This window comes from Caulobacter sp. SLTY (assembly GCF_009905535.1).
Taxonomy (GTDB): domain Bacteria; phylum Pseudomonadota; class Alphaproteobacteria; order Caulobacterales; family Caulobacteraceae; genus Caulobacter.
On the sequence record NZ_JAAALA010000050.1, the window covers coordinates 1 to 16063 of the forward strand.

Annotated in this window: 17 protein-coding genes; 10 read left to right on the top strand and 7 right to left on the bottom strand. The window is 68.7% G+C overall.

What is annotated here, in order from left to right; translation table 11 throughout:
- Together GVN21_RS19410 and GVN21_RS19415 are read right to left on the bottom strand one after the other, a co-directional pair.
- A partial coding sequence (locus tag GVN21_RS19410) for an alcohol dehydrogenase catalytic domain-containing protein (protein WP_166576391.1) occupies positions 1-216 on the bottom strand: 216 nt, incomplete at its 3' end.
- Positions 216-914 (bottom strand): dienelactone hydrolase family protein, encoded by a 699-nt coding sequence (locus GVN21_RS19415; protein WP_166576392.1) that lies wholly within the window; start codon positions 912-914, stop codon positions 216-218. The genes GVN21_RS19415 and GVN21_RS19410, both read right to left, overlap by 1 nt.
- 158 nt (positions 915-1072) lie before the next feature.
- Between GVN21_RS19415 and GVN21_RS19420 the strand changes: the two genes are divergently transcribed.
- From GVN21_RS19420 to GVN21_RS19450, 7 genes are all read left to right on the top strand, one after another.
- Positions 1073-1327, top strand: a complete 255-nt coding sequence (locus GVN21_RS19420) for a DUF6489 family protein (protein ID WP_166576393.1) — start codon at positions 1073-1075, stop codon at positions 1325-1327.
- The gene (gene mnmE, locus GVN21_RS19425) at positions 1324-2658 is read left to right on the top strand and encodes a tRNA uridine-5-carboxymethylaminomethyl(34) synthesis GTPase MnmE (protein WP_166576394.1); all 1335 of its coding nucleotides are present in this window, start codon (positions 1324-1326) and stop codon (positions 2656-2658) included. Before GVN21_RS19420 ends, mnmE begins: the two co-directional genes overlap by 4 nt.
- Before the next feature lie 295 nt (positions 2659-2953).
- Positions 2954-4807, top strand: a complete 1854-nt coding sequence (gene mnmG, locus GVN21_RS19430) for a tRNA uridine-5-carboxymethylaminomethyl(34) synthesis enzyme MnmG (RefSeq protein ID WP_166576405.1) — start codon at positions 2954-2956, stop codon at positions 4805-4807.
- Positions 4808-4868: 61 nt separating this feature from the next.
- Positions 4869-5435: a 16S rRNA (guanine(527)-N(7))-methyltransferase RsmG gene (rsmG, locus tag GVN21_RS19435; RefSeq protein WP_346764291.1), complete on the top strand. Its 567-nt coding sequence runs from the start codon at positions 4869-4871 to the stop codon at positions 5433-5435.
- 43 nt (positions 5436-5478) lie between these two features.
- Positions 5479-6270 (top strand): ParA family protein, encoded by a 792-nt coding sequence (locus tag GVN21_RS19440; RefSeq protein ID WP_166576406.1) that lies wholly within the window; start codon positions 5479-5481, stop codon positions 6268-6270.
- Positions 6271-6292: 22 nt separating this feature from the next.
- A complete protein-coding gene (locus GVN21_RS19445) occupies positions 6293-7180 on the top strand; it encodes a ParB/RepB/Spo0J family partition protein (protein WP_166576396.1) in 888 nt (295 codons plus the stop codon).
- Between the two features lie 241 nt (positions 7181-7421).
- Positions 7422-8936, top strand: coding sequence for a PAS domain-containing protein (locus GVN21_RS19450; RefSeq protein ID WP_166576397.1), 1515 nt, complete (start codon positions 7422-7424; stop codon positions 8934-8936).
- A gap of 24 nt (positions 8937-8960) precedes the next feature.
- On the opposite strand, the gene GVN21_RS19455 is transcribed toward GVN21_RS19450, so the two are convergent.
- Complete coding sequence (locus GVN21_RS19455) at positions 8961-9710, bottom strand: creatininase family protein (RefSeq protein ID WP_166576398.1); 750 nt, start codon at positions 9708-9710, stop codon at positions 8961-8963.
- Positions 9711-9784: 74 nt separating this feature from the next.
- On the opposite strand from GVN21_RS19455, the gene GVN21_RS19460 reads away from it, so the two are divergent.
- Positions 9785-10444 (top strand): peroxiredoxin, encoded by a 660-nt coding sequence (locus GVN21_RS19460; protein WP_166576399.1) that lies wholly within the window; start codon positions 9785-9787, stop codon positions 10442-10444.
- A 16-nt stretch (positions 10445-10460) separates the two neighbouring features.
- Here GVN21_RS19460 and GVN21_RS19465 read toward each other — a convergent pair whose 3' ends face one another.
- The 4 genes from GVN21_RS19465 to GVN21_RS19480 form a co-directional block, all read right to left on the bottom strand.
- Positions 10461-10868 (bottom strand): DUF6491 family protein, encoded by a 408-nt coding sequence (locus GVN21_RS19465; protein ID WP_166576400.1) that lies wholly within the window; start codon positions 10866-10868, stop codon positions 10461-10463.
- A 38-nt stretch (positions 10869-10906) separates the two neighbouring features.
- Positions 10907-12640 carry a tRNA (5-methylaminomethyl-2-thiouridine)(34)-methyltransferase MnmD gene (mnmD, locus tag GVN21_RS19470; protein ID WP_240903037.1) on the bottom strand — a complete coding sequence of 578 codons (1734 nt, stop codon included), beginning with the start codon at positions 12638-12640 and terminating at the stop codon, positions 10907-10909.
- 49 nt (positions 12641-12689) lie between these two features.
- Positions 12690-13046 carry a hypothetical protein gene (locus tag GVN21_RS19475; RefSeq protein ID WP_166576401.1) on the bottom strand — a complete coding sequence of 119 codons (357 nt, stop codon included), beginning with the start codon at positions 13044-13046 and terminating at the stop codon, positions 12690-12692.
- Between the two features lie 184 nt (positions 13047-13230).
- Positions 13231-13422: a hypothetical protein gene (locus GVN21_RS19480; RefSeq protein ID WP_166576402.1), complete on the bottom strand. Its 192-nt coding sequence runs from the start codon at positions 13420-13422 to the stop codon at positions 13231-13233.
- Between the two features lie 166 nt (positions 13423-13588).
- Between GVN21_RS19480 and GVN21_RS19485 the strand changes: the two genes are divergently transcribed.
- Positions 13589-13747: a hypothetical protein gene (locus GVN21_RS19485; protein ID WP_166576403.1), complete on the top strand. Its 159-nt coding sequence runs from the start codon at positions 13589-13591 to the stop codon at positions 13745-13747.
- Positions 13748-13935: 188 nt separating this feature from the next.
- The coding region (locus GVN21_RS19490) for a TonB-dependent receptor (RefSeq protein ID WP_166576404.1) at positions 13936-16063 on the top strand (2128 nt) is incomplete at its 3' end.

Genomic DNA, 16063 nt, shown 5'->3' on the forward strand with positions numbered 1-16063 from the left:
CTCCCCCACCGCCTCGACCACGCCGGCCCCCTCCTGGCCGAGCACGGCCGGGTAGGTCATCGGGTAGAGGCCCGAGCGCTGGTAGGTGTCGATGAAGTTCAGGCCGATGGCCTGCTGGCGGATGAGAATCTGGCCGGGGCCCGGCGTCGGGACCGGAAGATCCACCTCGCGGAGGACCTCCGGTCCGCCGGCCTGCGTCGCCTGGATGGCGCGCATCAGGCCAGGTTCGCCTTGAAGAAGGCCAGGGTCCGCTCATTGGCCTTGGCCGCGTCGGCCGCATCGTAATGCTCGCCGCCGACGCGGGCGAAGGCGTGGTCGCGGCCGGGATAGTCGTGGATCTCGATCTGCGGATGGTTGTCCAGCGACTGGTGGATCAGGGCCTGGGCCTCCTTGGGCACGAAGCCGTCTTCGCAGGCGATGTGCAGCATCAGAGGATGGGCCAGTTTCTCGGCCTCGGCCAGGTAGTTCTCGATTCCCACCCCGTAGTAGCCGACGGCCGCGTCGGCGTCCGTGCGAGTCCCGGTCAGGTAGGCCAGGCGTCCGCCCAGGCAGAAGCCGACCGTCCCCACCTTGCCGGTCGAGCCCGGCAAGTTGCGGACCTGATCGATGGTCGCCGCCAGGTCCTCGACGCCCTTGTCCACGTCGAAGGCGTTGAACAGTTCGAAGGCGCGCTTCCACTCCGCTTCCGACTGGTCGGTGATGTCGATCCCCGGCTCGATCCGCCAGAACAGGTCGGGGCAGACGGCGATGTAGCCCTGGGCCGCGTAGCCGTCGGTGAGGTCGCGCATCACCTGGTTGACGCCGAAGATCTCCTGGATGACCACCACCACCGAGGCGCTGGCGGCCGCGGGGCGGGCCACGTAGGCCGAAAACTCGCCGTCCGGCGTCTTGATGGTCAGGCGTTCACCGCTCATGGTCGTCCCTCGTCCGTTGACTGATTTGCCCGCACTTAAACGCCAGCCCCGTCTCAACCCAATGACAAAGGCGTGGGACCCGTCCTTAGTTGTCGCGCGCTTTGACGCCGAACCGGTAACCACTTCGGCGAAGCGCGCTTGGAGAAAGTCTAAAAACCATGAAGGTCACCGTCGAAGTCGAGTGCACCCCGGTGGAGGCCCGAACCTTCCTCGGCCTGCCCGATGTCACCGCCCTCAACGACCATATGATCGCCGAGATGCAGAAGCGGATGGACGCCAACATGGCGGCCCTCGCTCCGGAAGAGCTGATGAAGAACTGGCTCAGCCTCGGCCTCGGCGCCCAGGAGCAGTTCCGCAAGCTTATGACCGCCGGCGCGGCGGCCGCCATGGGCGGGACCGCCAAGGGCAAATGACCGACACAGTCTTCGCCTTGGCCACGGCGCCGGGCCGGGCGGCGGTGGCGGTGGTGCGCCTGTCGGGCCCGGCCAGCGGGGCCGCTGTCGAGGCCCTGAGCGGCAAGGCGCCGCCCCCGCCCCGCCGCGCCTCCCTGCGGCGGTTGCGGGATTCGGCCGGCGCCACGCTCGACGAGGCCCTGGTCCTCTGGACCCCCGGCCCCGCCAGCTACACCGGCGAGGACAGCGCCGAGCTTCACCTGCATGGCGGCCCGGCCATCGTTGAGGGGGTGATGGCCGCCCTCCTCGCCCAGGGCCTGCGCTTGGCCGAGCCCGGCGAGTTCACCCGCCGCGCCTTCGAGAACGGCCGGCTCGACCTGGCCCAGGCCGAGGCGGTGGCCGACCTGGTCGATGCCGAGACCCAGGGCCAGGCGCGCCAGGCGCTGGGCCAACTCGGCGGCGCGCTCTCCAATCGTTACGAGACATGGCGCGCGGGCCTGACCCAGGCCTTGGCCATGCTGGAGGCGGCGGTGGATTTCCCGGACGAGGAGCTGCCCGCCGACGTGGCCGCCCGCGCTCGCCCGCCGCTGGAGACCCTGCTCGGCGAGATCGACGCCGCCCTGGCCGACGAGGGTCGCGGCCGCCGGGTGCGCGAAGGTTTCCGCATCGCCCTGATCGGCGCCCCCAATGCCGGCAAGTCCAGCCTGCTCAACGCGCTGGCCGGCCGCGACGCAGCGATCGTGACGGCCACGCCGGGCACGACGCGGGACGTCATCGAGGTTCCGATGGTCCTGGCCGGCTACAAGGCGTTGCTGGCCGACACTGCCGGGGTGCGGGAGACCGACGAGGCCATCGAGGCGGAGGGCGTTCGCCGGGCGCAGGCCTGGGCCCATGACGCAGACCTGCGCCTTTGGGTCGTTGACCAGTCTGCCGCCGGCGAATGGGCCCGCGCCCGAGGGCTGGCCCGCGAAGGCGACCTGCTGGTCCTGACGAAGGCCGACCTGACCCCTGGTCCCGACCGGGACGCCGCGATGGAACAGCCTCTCGACCATCTCGCCCTCTCGGTCCTCGCCCCCGCCGATGTCGCCACCCTCCGGGCCGAGCTGGAGCGCCGTATCGTCGCGGCCCTCTCCGGCGCCGAGTTCCCGCTGGCCACCCGCATCCGCCACCGCGACAGCCTCACTGAAGCGCGCCGGCATATGCGCCGGGCCTTGGACGAACTTGAGCCGGCGGTCGAACTGGCGGCTGAGGATGTACGCCTCGCAGCCCGCGCCCTCGCCCGCGTCACAGGCCGGATCGGCGCAGAAGACATACTAGATGTGGTGTTTTCGAGCTTCTGCATCGGCAAATGAGGTGTTTCACGTGAAACATGGGACTGGCTCCGCGGGGCCTTGATCTGACCAGGCTAGAACAGGTGCTTCTCGCGGTGCCTGTCCTCGATCTGCCGATGTCGGGGACAGGTACGCCGGGACGGATCGCACTCCATTCACAGCCGCCCGCGAGGCGGCGAACCAGTCCCCTGTTTCACGTGAAACATCCGCATCACATCTTCTCGACTCGGCGCCGACCACCCCATCCGCTATAAGGCCCTCCCAACGCCCCCGCCGCCTCACCCAGGCAAGTTCGGGGGCGCTCCTGTTTGAGAATCTGATGTCCTCCTGGGATGTGATCGTGATTGGCGGCGGCCATGCGGGCTGCGAGGCGGCGGCGGCGTCAGCCCGTGTTGGCGCGCGCACACTTCTGCTCACCCACAAGCTTGAGACCATCGGTGAGATGAGCTGCAACCCAGCCATCGGCGGCCTGGGCAAGGGGCACTTGGTTCGCGAGATCGACGCCCTCGACGGTGTCATGGGCCGGATGGCCGACAAGGCCGGAATCCAGTTCCGGATGCTCAACCGCTCCAAGGGGCCGGCCGTGCGCGGCCCGCGCAGCCAGATCGACCGCAAGCTCTATCGCCAGGCCATGCAGGCCGAGCTGGCCGCCACCCCCAACCTGGATATCCTGGCCGAGGCGGTCGAGGACCTGATCGTCGAGGACGGCCGGGTCGCAGGCGCGGTCGGCGCCTCGCGCCGCGAGTACCGCGCTGGGCGGCTGGTGCTGACCACCGGCACCTTCCTGAAGGGCGTCATCCACCTGGGCGAACAGCGCATCCCAGCTGGTCGTGTTGGTGACGCGCCGGCCATCGGCTTGTCGGATCGGCTCTATGCCTCCGGCCTCAGCATGGGCCGGTTGAAGACGGGCACCCCTGCCCGCCTCGACGGTCGCACCATCCATTGGGACCGGCTGGAGATGCAGGACGCGGACGCCGAGCCTGTCCCCTTCTCATTCCTCAACGATCGCATCGACGTGACGCAGATCCAGTGCGGAATCACCCACACTACCGAGGAGACTCATCGGATCATCGCCGAGCGGCTCGGGGAGTCGGCGGTCTATGGCGGCCGGGCAACCGGCATCGGCCCCCGCTACTGCCCTTCGATCGAGGACAAGGTGGTACGGTTTGCCGATAAGACCAGCCACCAGGTGTTCTTGGAGCCTGAGGGCCTAGACGACCCGACGGTCTATCCGAATGGCGTCTCGACCTCGGTATCGGAAGAAACCCAGGGGCTGTTCCTGCGCACCATCCCGGGTCTGGAGGATGTCGCCATCCTGCGGCCCGGCTACGCGATCGAATACGACTATGTTGACCCGCGCGAGCTGGATCCCACCCTACAGGTGAAGCGCCTGCCCGGCCTTTACCTGGCCGGTCAGATCAACGGCACCACCGGTTACGAGGAGGCCGGCGCCCAGGGTCTGGTCGCCGGATTGAACGCGGCGCGAGCCGCCGGTGATGCGGCTCCGGTCGAGTTCGCCCGGGACGAGGCCTACATCGGGGTGATGATCGACGACCTGGTCACTCGCGGGGTGACCGAGCCCTACCGCATGTTTACCAGCCGGGCCGAATTCCGACTGACTCTCCGGGCCGATAACGCTGACCAGCGGCTCACCCAGCGCGGCATCGATGTCGGGGTTGTCGGATCGGACCGGGCCGCCGTGTTTCACGTGAAACAGCGCCAGCTCACAGAGGCGCGGGATTTCGCCGCCGCCCATAGGCTGACGCCCCCCGAGGCCGCAAAACTGGGTCTGCCGGTCAAGGCGGACGGCCAGCGCCGCAACGTCGTTCAGCTGCTCGCCTATCCAGACGTGACCCTTGAGCGGCTGGCGACCATCTGGCCCGCGATCAGAGACTGGACCCCGGCGGTGGCCGAACAGGTCGGTATAGACGCCGCCTACAGCGGCTATCTGGATCGCCAGCAGGCGGATGTCGATGCCTTCCGACGGGATGAAAACCTGCGCCTGCCGGTCGATCTCGACTATGGCGCCATCGGCGGCCTCTCCAACGAGGTGCGCGAAAAGCTGCAGCGGGTTCGCCCGCTGACCCTGGGCCAAGCTGCCCGTATCGAAGGCGTCACCCCCGGCGCGATCACAGCCCTGCTCGCCCATGTCCGTCGCCGCGCGGCTTGATCCCCTTCCGGCAGAAGGCCCCGAGGCCTTCGCGGCAGCGGTCGGGGCTACCCCGGCCCAGATGGCTGATCTCGTCCGCTATCGCGAGATGCTGGAGGACTGGAACGGCCGGATGAACCTGGTCGGACCCTCGGCCATGGCGGTCTTCTGGTCCCGCCACGCCCTGGACAGCGCCCAGCTGATCCGCCTGGCGCCCGACGCCCTGACCTGGGCAGACCTGGGGACCGGCGCGGGACTACCGGGCCTGGTCCTGGCCATACTGCTGAAGAACCGCGAGGGGGCTCAGGTCCACCTGGTCGAGAGCCTCGCCAAACGCTGCCGCTTCCTGTCGGAGGTCGTCGGCGAGCTCGAGCTGCCGGCCACGGTCCACAACATGCGGGCGGAAGAGGGCAAGATCGCCGTCCAGATGGTCACCGCCCGCGCGGTCGCAGCCCTGCCCAAGCTGCTCGGCTTCGCCGAACCTTATCTCAAGCGCGGCGCGCGCGGCCTGTTCCTGAAAGGACAGGCGGCGGAATCCGAGTTGGCCGAGGCCCGGCAGGGCTGGCGGCTGGACGCCGATCTCGTTCACAGTCTCAGCGATCCGGATGGCCGGATCGTCGATATCAGGAGTGCGAAACGTGGACGCTGATGTCGTGACCGAAAAGCGCCCCGAGGCGCCGGCCAAGCCGCCGATGCGGGTGCTGGCGATCGCCAACCAGAAGGGCGGTGTGGGCAAGACCACCACCGCGATCAACCTCGGCACCGCCCTGGCGGCGGTCGGGGAAACCGTCCTGCTGATCGACACCGATCCGCAGGGTAATGCCTCGACGGGCCTGGGCGTGCCGCGCACCGCCCGCAAGACTACGATGTACGACGTCTACATTGGCGAGAAGACGCTCGAGCAGGCCGCGGTACAGACCGCCCTGCCCGGTCTCGACCTGGCGGCGTCGGATGCCGATCTGTCGGGCCTCGAACTCGAACTGGGCCAGAGCGCCCGGCGATCCTACCGGCTGCGGGACGCTTTGGCGGCCCTGCGCGCCACCGGCAAGTACAGTTATGTGCTGATCGACTGTCCGCCGTCCCTGAACCTGCTGACCGTGAACGCCATGACGGCGGCTGATGCGGTGTTCGTGCCGCTGCAGACCGAGTTCTTTGCCCTTGAGGGCCTGACGCAGCTGATGCGGACCATTGAACTGGTGCGCGGCAGTCTCAACCCGGCCCTGGAGATCCAGGGGGTGGTGCTGACCATGTACGACCGCCGTAACAGCCTGTCGGAACAGGTGGCGCGCGACGTGCGGGCCCATTTCGGCGACACCGTCTATGAGACAGTGATCCCCCGCAACGTGCGGGTCAGCGAGGCGCCGTCCTTCGGCAAGCCGGTGCTGATCTATGATCTGAAATGCGCCGGCTCGCAGGCCTACCTGCAGCTGGCGCGCGAAGTGGTGCGGCGCGAGCGTGAGCGCCGAGCTCGCGTTGGTCAATAATAACAAGTGGAATCAAGACATTATGGCTGAAGGACGTCGAGGACTGGGGCGCGGGCTGTCGGCCCTGCTGGGCGAGGCTGACGCCGCCGAACAGGCTGACGCGGCCGTCGGCGAGGCCGCCGGCGCCAAGGAGGTCCCCATCGAGCTGGTGCGGGCCAATCCCGAACAGCCGCGCCGCACCTTCGTGCGCGAGGAGATCGACAGCCTCGCCGCCTCGATCCGCGAGAAGGGCATCCTGCAGCCGATCCTGACCCGGCCGATGCCGGGGGCTCCGGGCGAGTACCAGATCGTCGCCGGTGAACGCCGCTGGCGCGCCGCTCAGGTGGCCGGCCTGCGCACCGTTCCGGTGCTGGTCCGCCAGTTCGACGATCGCCAGGTGCTCGAGATCGCCATTGTCGAGAACGTCCAGCGGACCGACCTCAACCCGTTCGAAGAGGCCCTGGGCTACAAGGCCCTGATCGACAAGTTCGGCCACACTCAGGAGGCGGTGGCCGAGGCGGTCGGCAAGAGCCGCCCCCATGTAGCCAACGCCCTGCGCCTGCTGACACTGCCCCAGCCGATCCTGACCATGCTGGTCGAGGGCGAGCTGACCGCCGGCCACGCCCGCACCCTGGTCGGGTCGGAAAAGGCGGTCGAGCTGGCCCGAATGGTCGTCCGCGACGGCCTCAGCGTCCGCCAGACCGAGGCGTTGGTGAAGGCCACGGCCGAACCGAAGCTCGCCAAGCCCGGCGCCTCGCGGCCGGCGGCGGTCAAGGACCACGACACCTCGGCGCTGGAGAGCGACCTGGCTGATATCCTCGGCGTGGAGGTCGAGATCCGCGATGCTGGCGGCAAGGGCGAAGTGCGGCTGCGCTACGCCACGTTGGAACAGCTGGACGATCTGTGCCGGCGCCTGACGCGCGCGGGATAGGCCCAGATAAGCAGCTGAAGGGCGTTGGCCGGTAACAGTACCGGCAGGTGTTCAGTCGCGTGTCCAGATGAAAGTCTATGGTCTCCGTAGAATTCACAGGCTGATTTGGCCGTCCTTTGCCCGGGACACGTAGGACAAAAAGCCGCAAGAGAGAGCGAGGACTTTTCGCCGGCTTCGCGCGGTTTATGATCAGCTAAGCGGGATCCAACGCGCGCTGCTAATCCCACCGATAGAGGTCGGCATGCCCACGATCCAGGCGGAACACGAGCGATTGGCCGCCCGGATCGCCGAACTTGAGGATGAGAACAGCCGCCTTCGTGCGCGGCTGGCGATGGGCGACACCGGGGTCGAGGCGGGGCGGCACTCGGTCGCGGACGCCTATGCCGGGCTGGGCGGAAGCGGCGTCGATTTCGTGCAGATGCTGGAGCAGCTTCCGGTCGGAGTGATGATCGCAGATCCTACGGGCCGCACCCTGTTCCGCAACCGAGCCCTGCACGACATGTGGCGCGGGGCGCGGTCATTGGCCGGCTTTGAAGACTGGACGGATTACGCGGCCTGGGACGCGGTGACGGGCCGCCCCCTCGGCGCCCAGGACTGGCCGCTTGCCTTGGCGCTGATCCAGGGAAGTCCAGTAAGCGCTCGGGCCATCGACTTCCGGCGGTTTGACGGCGCCATGGGCCGGATGCTGGTCTCGGCCGAGCCGGTCCGGAACGCCGCCGGCGTCGTGGTGTCAGGCGTGGCGATCGCCCAGGACATCTCGGAGCTGCAGGCGGCGGAGGCCCAGATCACCCTGGACCGCGAACTGTTGAAGCAGATCGGCGAGACCACCCCTGATCTGATCTACGCCAAGGACCGCCAGTCGAGGATGATATTCGCCAACCCCGCGGTGTTGAAGGCGACCGGCCGGACCTGGGAGGAGATCGCCGGACGCCCCGACACCGACTGGCACCCCGACCCGGAAGAGGCGGCCCAGTTCGTCGAGGATGATGAGTTGGTCATGAGTTCCGGTGTCACACGCCGGTTCGAGGAGGTGCTGACCGGTCCGGAGGGCACGGAAACCTTCCTGTCGAGCAAGACCCCAATGAAGGATCCGTCGGGCGTGGTGATCGGCCTGTTCGGCATCAGCAAGAATATAACCGCCGAAAAGCGCCTGGACGCCCAGCGCCTCCTGCTGATGCAGGAGCTCAACCACCGGCTCAAGAACATGCTGGCCATGGTCCAGGCGATCGCCCAGATGACGCTGAAGCCCGCCCTGCGCACGGAAGAGGTCTGGCGGGTGTTCGACGGCCGCATCCAGGTCCTGGCCGGCGCCAGCGACGTGCTGATCCGCCAGAGCTGGGATGGCGCGGAGGTCGGCGGACTGGTGAACGAAGCCCTGCGCGCGCATGGGTGCGGACCGGAAGGACGCATCGTAGCCGAGGGACCGGAAATCTGGGTAGACGCTCAGGTCGCCATGGGTCTGTCGCTGGCCTTGCATGAGCTGTGCACCAACGCCGTCAAGTACGGCGCCCTGTCCGTCGATGGCGGCAAGGTTCAGGTTGGCTGGCGGTCGCTCGACGACCCTGGGAACCGCGTCGCGATCAGTTGGCGGGAACTCGGCGGCCCAACGGTGGCGCCGCCTGCTCGCCGAGGATTCGGGAGCCGGCTCATCGAGCAGGCCTTTGGCGACGGCGCCGCGAAGGCGCGCGTTGATTATGATCCGGCCGGCGTCCGTTTTGAAGTCGTGGCGCCGACCCTTCCACCGCCGCAAGCTTAGGCCGGCGAGTCCTGCATCGCCCAGCTACGGCGCCGCTTCTTCCGAGAACGCCCTTACGTCCTTCAGCAGCTTTTCCGCCGCCAGCTTCACCAACGCCCCGCCCTTTTCCGGCGTTGCCTGGGCCGGATCGCTGCCCATCCGGCCATCCGGGAAGCGCTTGCGGAAATCGGCCGCCTCGCGGATCGGACCGGTTGGCGCTACCGGCGGGTCATACTTTGCGATCTTGATGGCGTCCGGGTAGGCCCACTGGGTGACGGCGATCTCCGAGGGGGTGGCGTGGCTGCCGTGGCCGGACGGAAACTGCACCATGGCCAAGCCGTTGACGCCTTCCAGGTCCCACCAATTTTTCAGTTTCGCGGCGAAGCCACGGGGACGTTGGGAGAAACTGGCTTCGGCGTAAAGTTCGCTGAAGGCGGCCTCAATCGTGGCGACATTGCCGCCGTGGCCGTTGAGGAAGTAGATCTTGGTGAACCCGTGGCCCGCCAGGGACCGGCACCAGTCGCCGATCGCGGCGATGAAGGTCGTCGGGCGCAGGGAAATGGTCCCCGGAAAGCCCAGGTGATGCTGGGCCATACCGATGTTGAAGGTCGGCGCTACCAGCAGGTCATCCCGGTCTTTCTGCGCCTCATGGGCGATAATTTCCGGACACATCCAGTCCGTGCCGAGCAGGCCGGTCGGGCCGTGCTGCTCGTTGGAGCCGATAGGGACGACCACGGTAGTCGACCGGGTCAGGAAGGCCTCGATTTCGGACCAGGTGGATTTGGCTAACAGCATGTCCAGAAACTTTGCGGCGAAGAGGGGTGTTGGCGGGCGTAATACGTCGGTTCTCCCCCCAAGACGAGGCCGCCATGACCCTCTCGATCAACCAGACCGCCCCCGATTTCACCGCCGAGACGACGGAGGGGCCGATCCACTTCCACGACTGGATCGACGGTCATTGGGCGGTGCTGTTCAGCCACCCCAAGGATTTCACCCCGGTCTGCACCACCGAACTGGGCGCCGTGGCGCGGCTTAAGCCCGAATTCGATCGGCGCGGGGTGAAGGTGATCGGCCTGTCGGTCGATCCTGTCGACAACCATGCCAGATGGGCGGAGGACATCGCCCGCACCCAGGGCCACGCCCCCAACTTCCCGATGATCGGCGACACCGACCTGGCCGTGGCAAAGCTGTACGGCATGCTTCCCGCCGACACCCAGGGGACCAGCGAGGGCCGAACCGCGGCGACCAACGCCACGGTGCGCAACGTCTTCGTCATCGGGCCGGACAAGGCGATCAAGCTGATCCTCGTCTATCCGATGAGCACCGGCCGGAACTTCGATGAGATCCTGCGGGTCATCGACAGCATGCAACTGACCGCCAAACACAAGGTCGCCACCCCCGCTGACTGGAAGCAGGGCGAGGACGTGATCATCGTGCCGGCAGTGGACGACGAGACCGCCAAGGGCCTGTTCCCGGACGGCTGGGACGCCCAGACGCCCTACCTCCGCGTCGTGAAACAGCCGGGATAGGGCGCCTCTGGTAGCCTTAAGGCCGGTCGCCCTTCGGCAGGGCGGCGACCTCGGCGGCGGTCAGCTTGGTCAGGGTCCGAACGGCGCAGCGCTGCGAGCCCATGCTCGAGGACGGCACGACGATGGTCACGTCCTGGGCCGAGCAGATACTGGAGCTGGGGTGCGAATCCAGGCCGATGTTGAGCGCGCTCGACAGGTCGATGCAGCGCCCGAAAGTCTCCAGCCGGTAGGTGTTCTTGCCGGCCCGCACATACATCGTCTTATCGTCATTGGTGGTCGTGTAGTTGTGGACCTGACGGTTGAAGAAGCAGTCGGTCTTTGGGGCCTGCTGGTTCTGTTTGTCGCCGGCCGCGGCCACGGTGACCGAGGCCCCGGCGATGAGGGTGGCCGAGCCGAGAGCGGCGGCCAGGAGCAGCTTGTGCATGGTTTTCTCCGTTGGACCCGTCCGGGTCCGAAGATAGGTCAACGCGCGGGCTTTTGCGAGGTTCTGCGCGCCGCGCGGCGGGCGAAACGCGCCGGATCGACCGCGGCGGCCAGCGGGGCGGGCAGGGGCGAGGGAACACCGGCGATCAGGGCCGCGACATGCTCCCCCAGCAGGGGCGCCAGGCAGAAGCCCCGGCCGCCGAGGCCGGTCAGCACGAAGACCCCCGGCTGGCCCTCGACCGGTCCGGCCACGGGCAGATAGTCGGGGGCCCCGGCCCGGATCGAGGCGCGCGAGCGAGTGGGGCGGCCGGCAATCTCGTCGGCGAGGCCCGGCAGGCTGGCGCGCATGGCGGCCAGGTTGGCCTCGTCGTCCTCCGGGCGCAGGGCGGTGTCGGTCTCCCCGGGTTGGTGGGTGGCGCCGAACACGACCCCCTCAGGGGTCGGGACCGCATAGCCGCCGAAGGAGACGGCCTGGTCCAGGCTCGCGCCCAGCGCCAAGGTGCATTGGCCGCGCACCGGCCGCACGGGCGCGCCGGTAAGCTCAGCGGCGGCGGGCCCGGTGCAGACGACGAGCGCTCGGGCGTTCGCCCGCAGTGCATCCAGGGCGGTGGCCTCGACCGCCCCAGCCCAGGCGGCAATGACCTGGGCCGGGGCGATGACCTGGGCCGTGGTCATCGACAGGGCGTCCGCTTCGGCCGTCATCTCTCCAGGCTCGAACAGGCCGTTCTGGGCAATGCGGGCGAAGCGGCCGGGGTCACGCGGGGTTTCAGCCAGCTGGCGGGCGCCGGTCGACAGCACGGCCCCGGGGACCTCGCCATAGAGGCGGCGGGCGCGGCGAAAGGCCTGGGCGTGCAGCCGGGCGGGCGGGGTGTCGCCGGCCTCCAGCCGTGGGCTCATCAGGGCGGCCGGGTTGCCCGAGGCGCCGGCGGCGGGGCCGTCGGTATCCAGGATCCGGGTCTCGACCCCCAAGGCGGCCAGGGCGCGCGCGACGCTGGCCCCGGCGATCCCGGCCCCGAGAATGACGACCGGCCCGGCGTGGGTCGGATCGCTGGGCTCGCCTGGCAGCACGGCTTCCAGCCGCTCGCGCTTGCGGCCGAAGCCGGGCTGTTTGGAGACCGCGAACCCGGCGGCGGCCAGCCCCCGTCGAACGGCGCCGGCCACTGTGAAGGTTGCGGCGCGGGCGCCCGGCGCGCTGCGGGCGGCGATGAGGGCCAGCACCTTGTCGGTCCACATGGCCGGGTTGGCGGCGGGGGCGAACCCATCGAGGAACCAGGCGTCGGCGCGGCCGCCCCATTGCGCGAGCGCCTCGGCGGCGTCGGCCACGGCCAGGTCGAGGACGGCGTCGAAGGCCGGCAGGCTTAGGCGGTGGAAGCCTTTGGCGCGGCCGGGCCAGGCGGACAGCAGGGCATTGGCGGCCTCGGCGATCTCCGGCCAATGGGCCAGGGCGCGAGCCGCGTCCTCGCGGTCCATCGGATGGGCCTCGAGGCTGAAGATGTGCAGCCGGCCGCCGGGCGGGCGGGTCTGTATCCACAGGGTCAGCAGGGCCGCGATGTTAAGGCCCGTGCCGAAGCCCAGCTCGCCGACCGTGAAATACCGGCGGCGCTCCCAGGCGTGCGGCAGGCCGCAGCCGGCCAGGAAGACGGCGCGGCTCTCGGCCAGGCCGTCCTCGCTGGAGAAGTAGACATCACCATAAAGGGTCGAGCCGGGCAGGCCGTCGTCACGCCATTGGACAGGGGAGGGCGGGTCGGCGGCCATGAGGGTGTTTAGCGACATTCCTCCCTCGCCCAAAGGGCGGGGAGGAATTGAGAATCGAGACTTCCGGCTAGTTGCCGCCGTTGCTAGGCGGGTTGTTCTTGCGCTCGGTTTCCAGCGGGACCTTGGCGGTCGGGGTCGTGGCGGTGGCCGGGCCGACGGTGGTGTCGACCGCGCCGGGGGTCGCGGTCACCGGGGGCGCGGCCGTCATCGGATCGCCGGTGGGGCTGGTCGCGGCGGTCGCGGTCGAAGACGCGCCGGTCGCGTCGCCGGCCGGGGCGGCGGTTTCGGCGCCGACGGACTTTGCCGGATCGACGGTCGTCTCGGTCGTGGTGGTTTCGGCGGTGGTCTCTTCGGCCGGCTTGCCGCAGGCGGCGAGCGACAGGGCGGTCACGGCGGCGCCGGCGATCAGGATGGTGCGGATCATGGGTTCCCTCGAGGCTGTTATCGGCGGGGCGCGCGGCCCGTCCGTGCCCGAACCAATCCGCAAGCCGGGCGCCGGTTTCACCAACCGCAGTTCACGAATTCCTACAGCGCGGGTCGCCTGACATGGAAAAGGGCCGCCCGCGAGGACGGCCCTTCCCATCATTCGTCTGAAAGAATGCGGCGCCTTACGGGGCCTTCTTCTCTTCAGTGGTGGTGGTGGTCGTGGTGGTCTCGGCCGGCGCGGGCGCGGCGGCCGACTCTAGGGTCCGCTCCGGCTGTTGCGCGGTCAAGGCCGCGACCTGCCGCTTGAGGGCGGAATGGTCGGCCCAGAGCCGCCAGAGGGCGGCGGCCAGGGCAAGGGTGACGATCCAGATCATGGCGGCGGTCTCCAACGGATCGCACCGTGACTCCAATCCGGCTCAAATGCAAGTGAATGATCACTCACATTCGAATCCCAGCGAACGTTGATTCGTACCCACCCATTGCGCGAAGCTGTTCATCGCCATGGATTGGGATACTGCCGCATGGGCAGGGATCGCGGGGGTGGCCGTGGTCTTGCTGCTGATCGGTCTCGGCTGGACGGCCGTGAAGACCCGGGCATTTCCCGGCGCGCGCACCGCGCCGCGTTCGGGTGGCGGCTGCCTTTTGCTGCTGGCAGTGGCGATGGGGCTACTGTTCGCCGCGGCAGTTGTGTTTCACTAGTTTCAATCTCGACATCATTGAGTCAAAGCACCGCCCTATTGTGTCGGTTGATAGGTTCGACCTACGGCGGCGCTCTCATTCGCGGCCGGCGGCCAGCCTTTCGCCCTGGGGGGAGCGATCGACGTGGCGCAAAAGCCGCGCGGCCCCGCTAATCCCGACATTTGAACCTGTTGTGTGTGGATGATCCGATGACGTTCGCCGTCGCGCTGCTTTCCGTTCTGGCCTCCGGCGTCATCCAGACGACCCAGCCCGAATCGCCTCCGCCCGAAACCGAGCCCGCCGCCGGCGCGCCGATTCCGGTGGAGGAGGACGAGGGCGACGTCAGCGAGGTGTTGATCCAGAAGCCGCGCGGCAGCGTTCGCGGAGACATCCCGCCGGAAGTCGTTCTCGACGCGGAGTCGATCCAGGCCTACGGCGCCAACGACATCGGTGAGCTGTTGACCGCCCTGGAGCCCCTGACCCGTTCCACCCGGGGGCGGGGCGGCGGGATGCCGATCGTCCTGATCAACGGCCGCCGGACCTCGGGCTTCCAGGAGGTTTCGTCCATCCCCATCGAGGCGATCGAGCGCACCGAGGTGCTGCCCGAGGAGGTGGCGCTGTCCTACGGCTATCCGGCCGACCAGCGGGTGGTGAACTTCGTCCTGAAGCCGGCCTTCCAGCAGACCTCGGCCCAGCTTTTCGGCAGCACCCTGACCAAGGGCGGCCGCGAAACCACCGGCGTCGGCGGCAACTACATCAACATCGGCAAGTCCGCCCGCTGGAACCTGCAGATCAACGTCAACCAGGCCGACCCGTTGTTCGAGACCGAGCGCGACCTGATCCGCGATCCGGGCAGCCGCCCGTTCGACCTGATCGGCAACGTCACCGGCCTGCCTTATGGGGCGGAGATCGATCCAGCCCTGTCGGCGGCGGCGGGTTCGCCCGTGCTGGTCGCCGCCGCGCCCGCCGGCACGACCACGCCGGGCCTGGCCGACTTCGTCGCAGGAGCCAACCAGCCGCGCACGGGCGACCTGATCCGCTCGCGAACCCTGATTGCCGAGTCCGAGCGGGCCAACATCCAGGGCTCGGTGGCCTACGACCTCAACAGCAAGACGCAGCTGACCGTCAGCGGCCAGCTCGAGGATCTCACCACCCTCAGCTACCTGGGCCTGCCCGGCGTGACCCTGACCGTGCCGCAGACCAGCCCCTTTTCGCCGTTCGCCAACGACGTGCTGCTGTTCCGCTATGCCGACGCCCCGGCCTCCATGGACCGCACCACCGACAGCCTGAACGCCAAGGCAGGGGTGGTGCTCGACGGTTACGTCGGTGAGTGGAGCTGGACCGCCGCCGGCAGCTTCGACCGCAGCCAGGTGGACACCCGCACCGGCCGAGGGCTGGACGTCGCCGCCCTCCAGGCCCAGATCAACGCCGGCACGGCCAACCCCTTCGGCGCCCTGCCGGTATTGCCGGAGCTGTCCGACAACACCGCCCGCTCGGTGAACACCTACTACAGCCTGGACCTCACCCTGGCGGGGACCCTGGGCGAGCTGCCTGCCGGCTCGGTGCGCAGCACCTTCAAGGGCGGGTTCGATAGCCGCAGCCTGGACTCCCGAAGCACGATCGCCGGCCTGAAGCTGGAGAACTCGGTCAGCCGCGAGCGGGGCTACGCCACCGTCAACCTCAGCCTGCCGCTGACCAGCCGCGATCTGGACGTCCTGCCCTGGCTCGGCGAGCTGTCGATCAATTTCAACGGCGGCTACGAACAGCTGTCGGACTTCGGCGAGCTCTACACCCTCGGCGGCAACGCCTTCTGGCAGCCGTTCGAGCCGATCTCGCTCAATGTCGGCTATCGGCGCGAGCAGGGCGCCCCCTCGGTGGGGCAGATCAACGATCCGGTGATCAGCACGCCCAACGTCCCGGTCTTCGACCAGGTGACCGGCCAGACGGTGCTGGTCACCCGCATCACCGGCGGCAATCCGGGCCTCAGCTCCGACACCCGCGACACCTTCAACGCCGGCTTCCGCCTGCGGCCCTACAAGGACCACGACCTGACGCTCAGTTCGACCTACACCTGGAACCGCACCGACGACGCCATCAGCGCCCTGCCGGCCATCACTCCGGAGCTGGAGGCGGCGCTGCCCGGTCGGTTCGTGCGTGACGGATCGGGCCAGCTGATCTCGATCGACGCCCGCGCCCTGAACTTCAGCCAGACCGAGCGCAGCGACCTGCGCACCGGATTCAACTTCTCCAAGGCCTTCGGCACGCCGAGCGGTCCGCCCATGGGGATGGGCGGCCGAGGCCCCGGCGGCGGCGGTCCCGGCATGGGGCCGCGTGGGC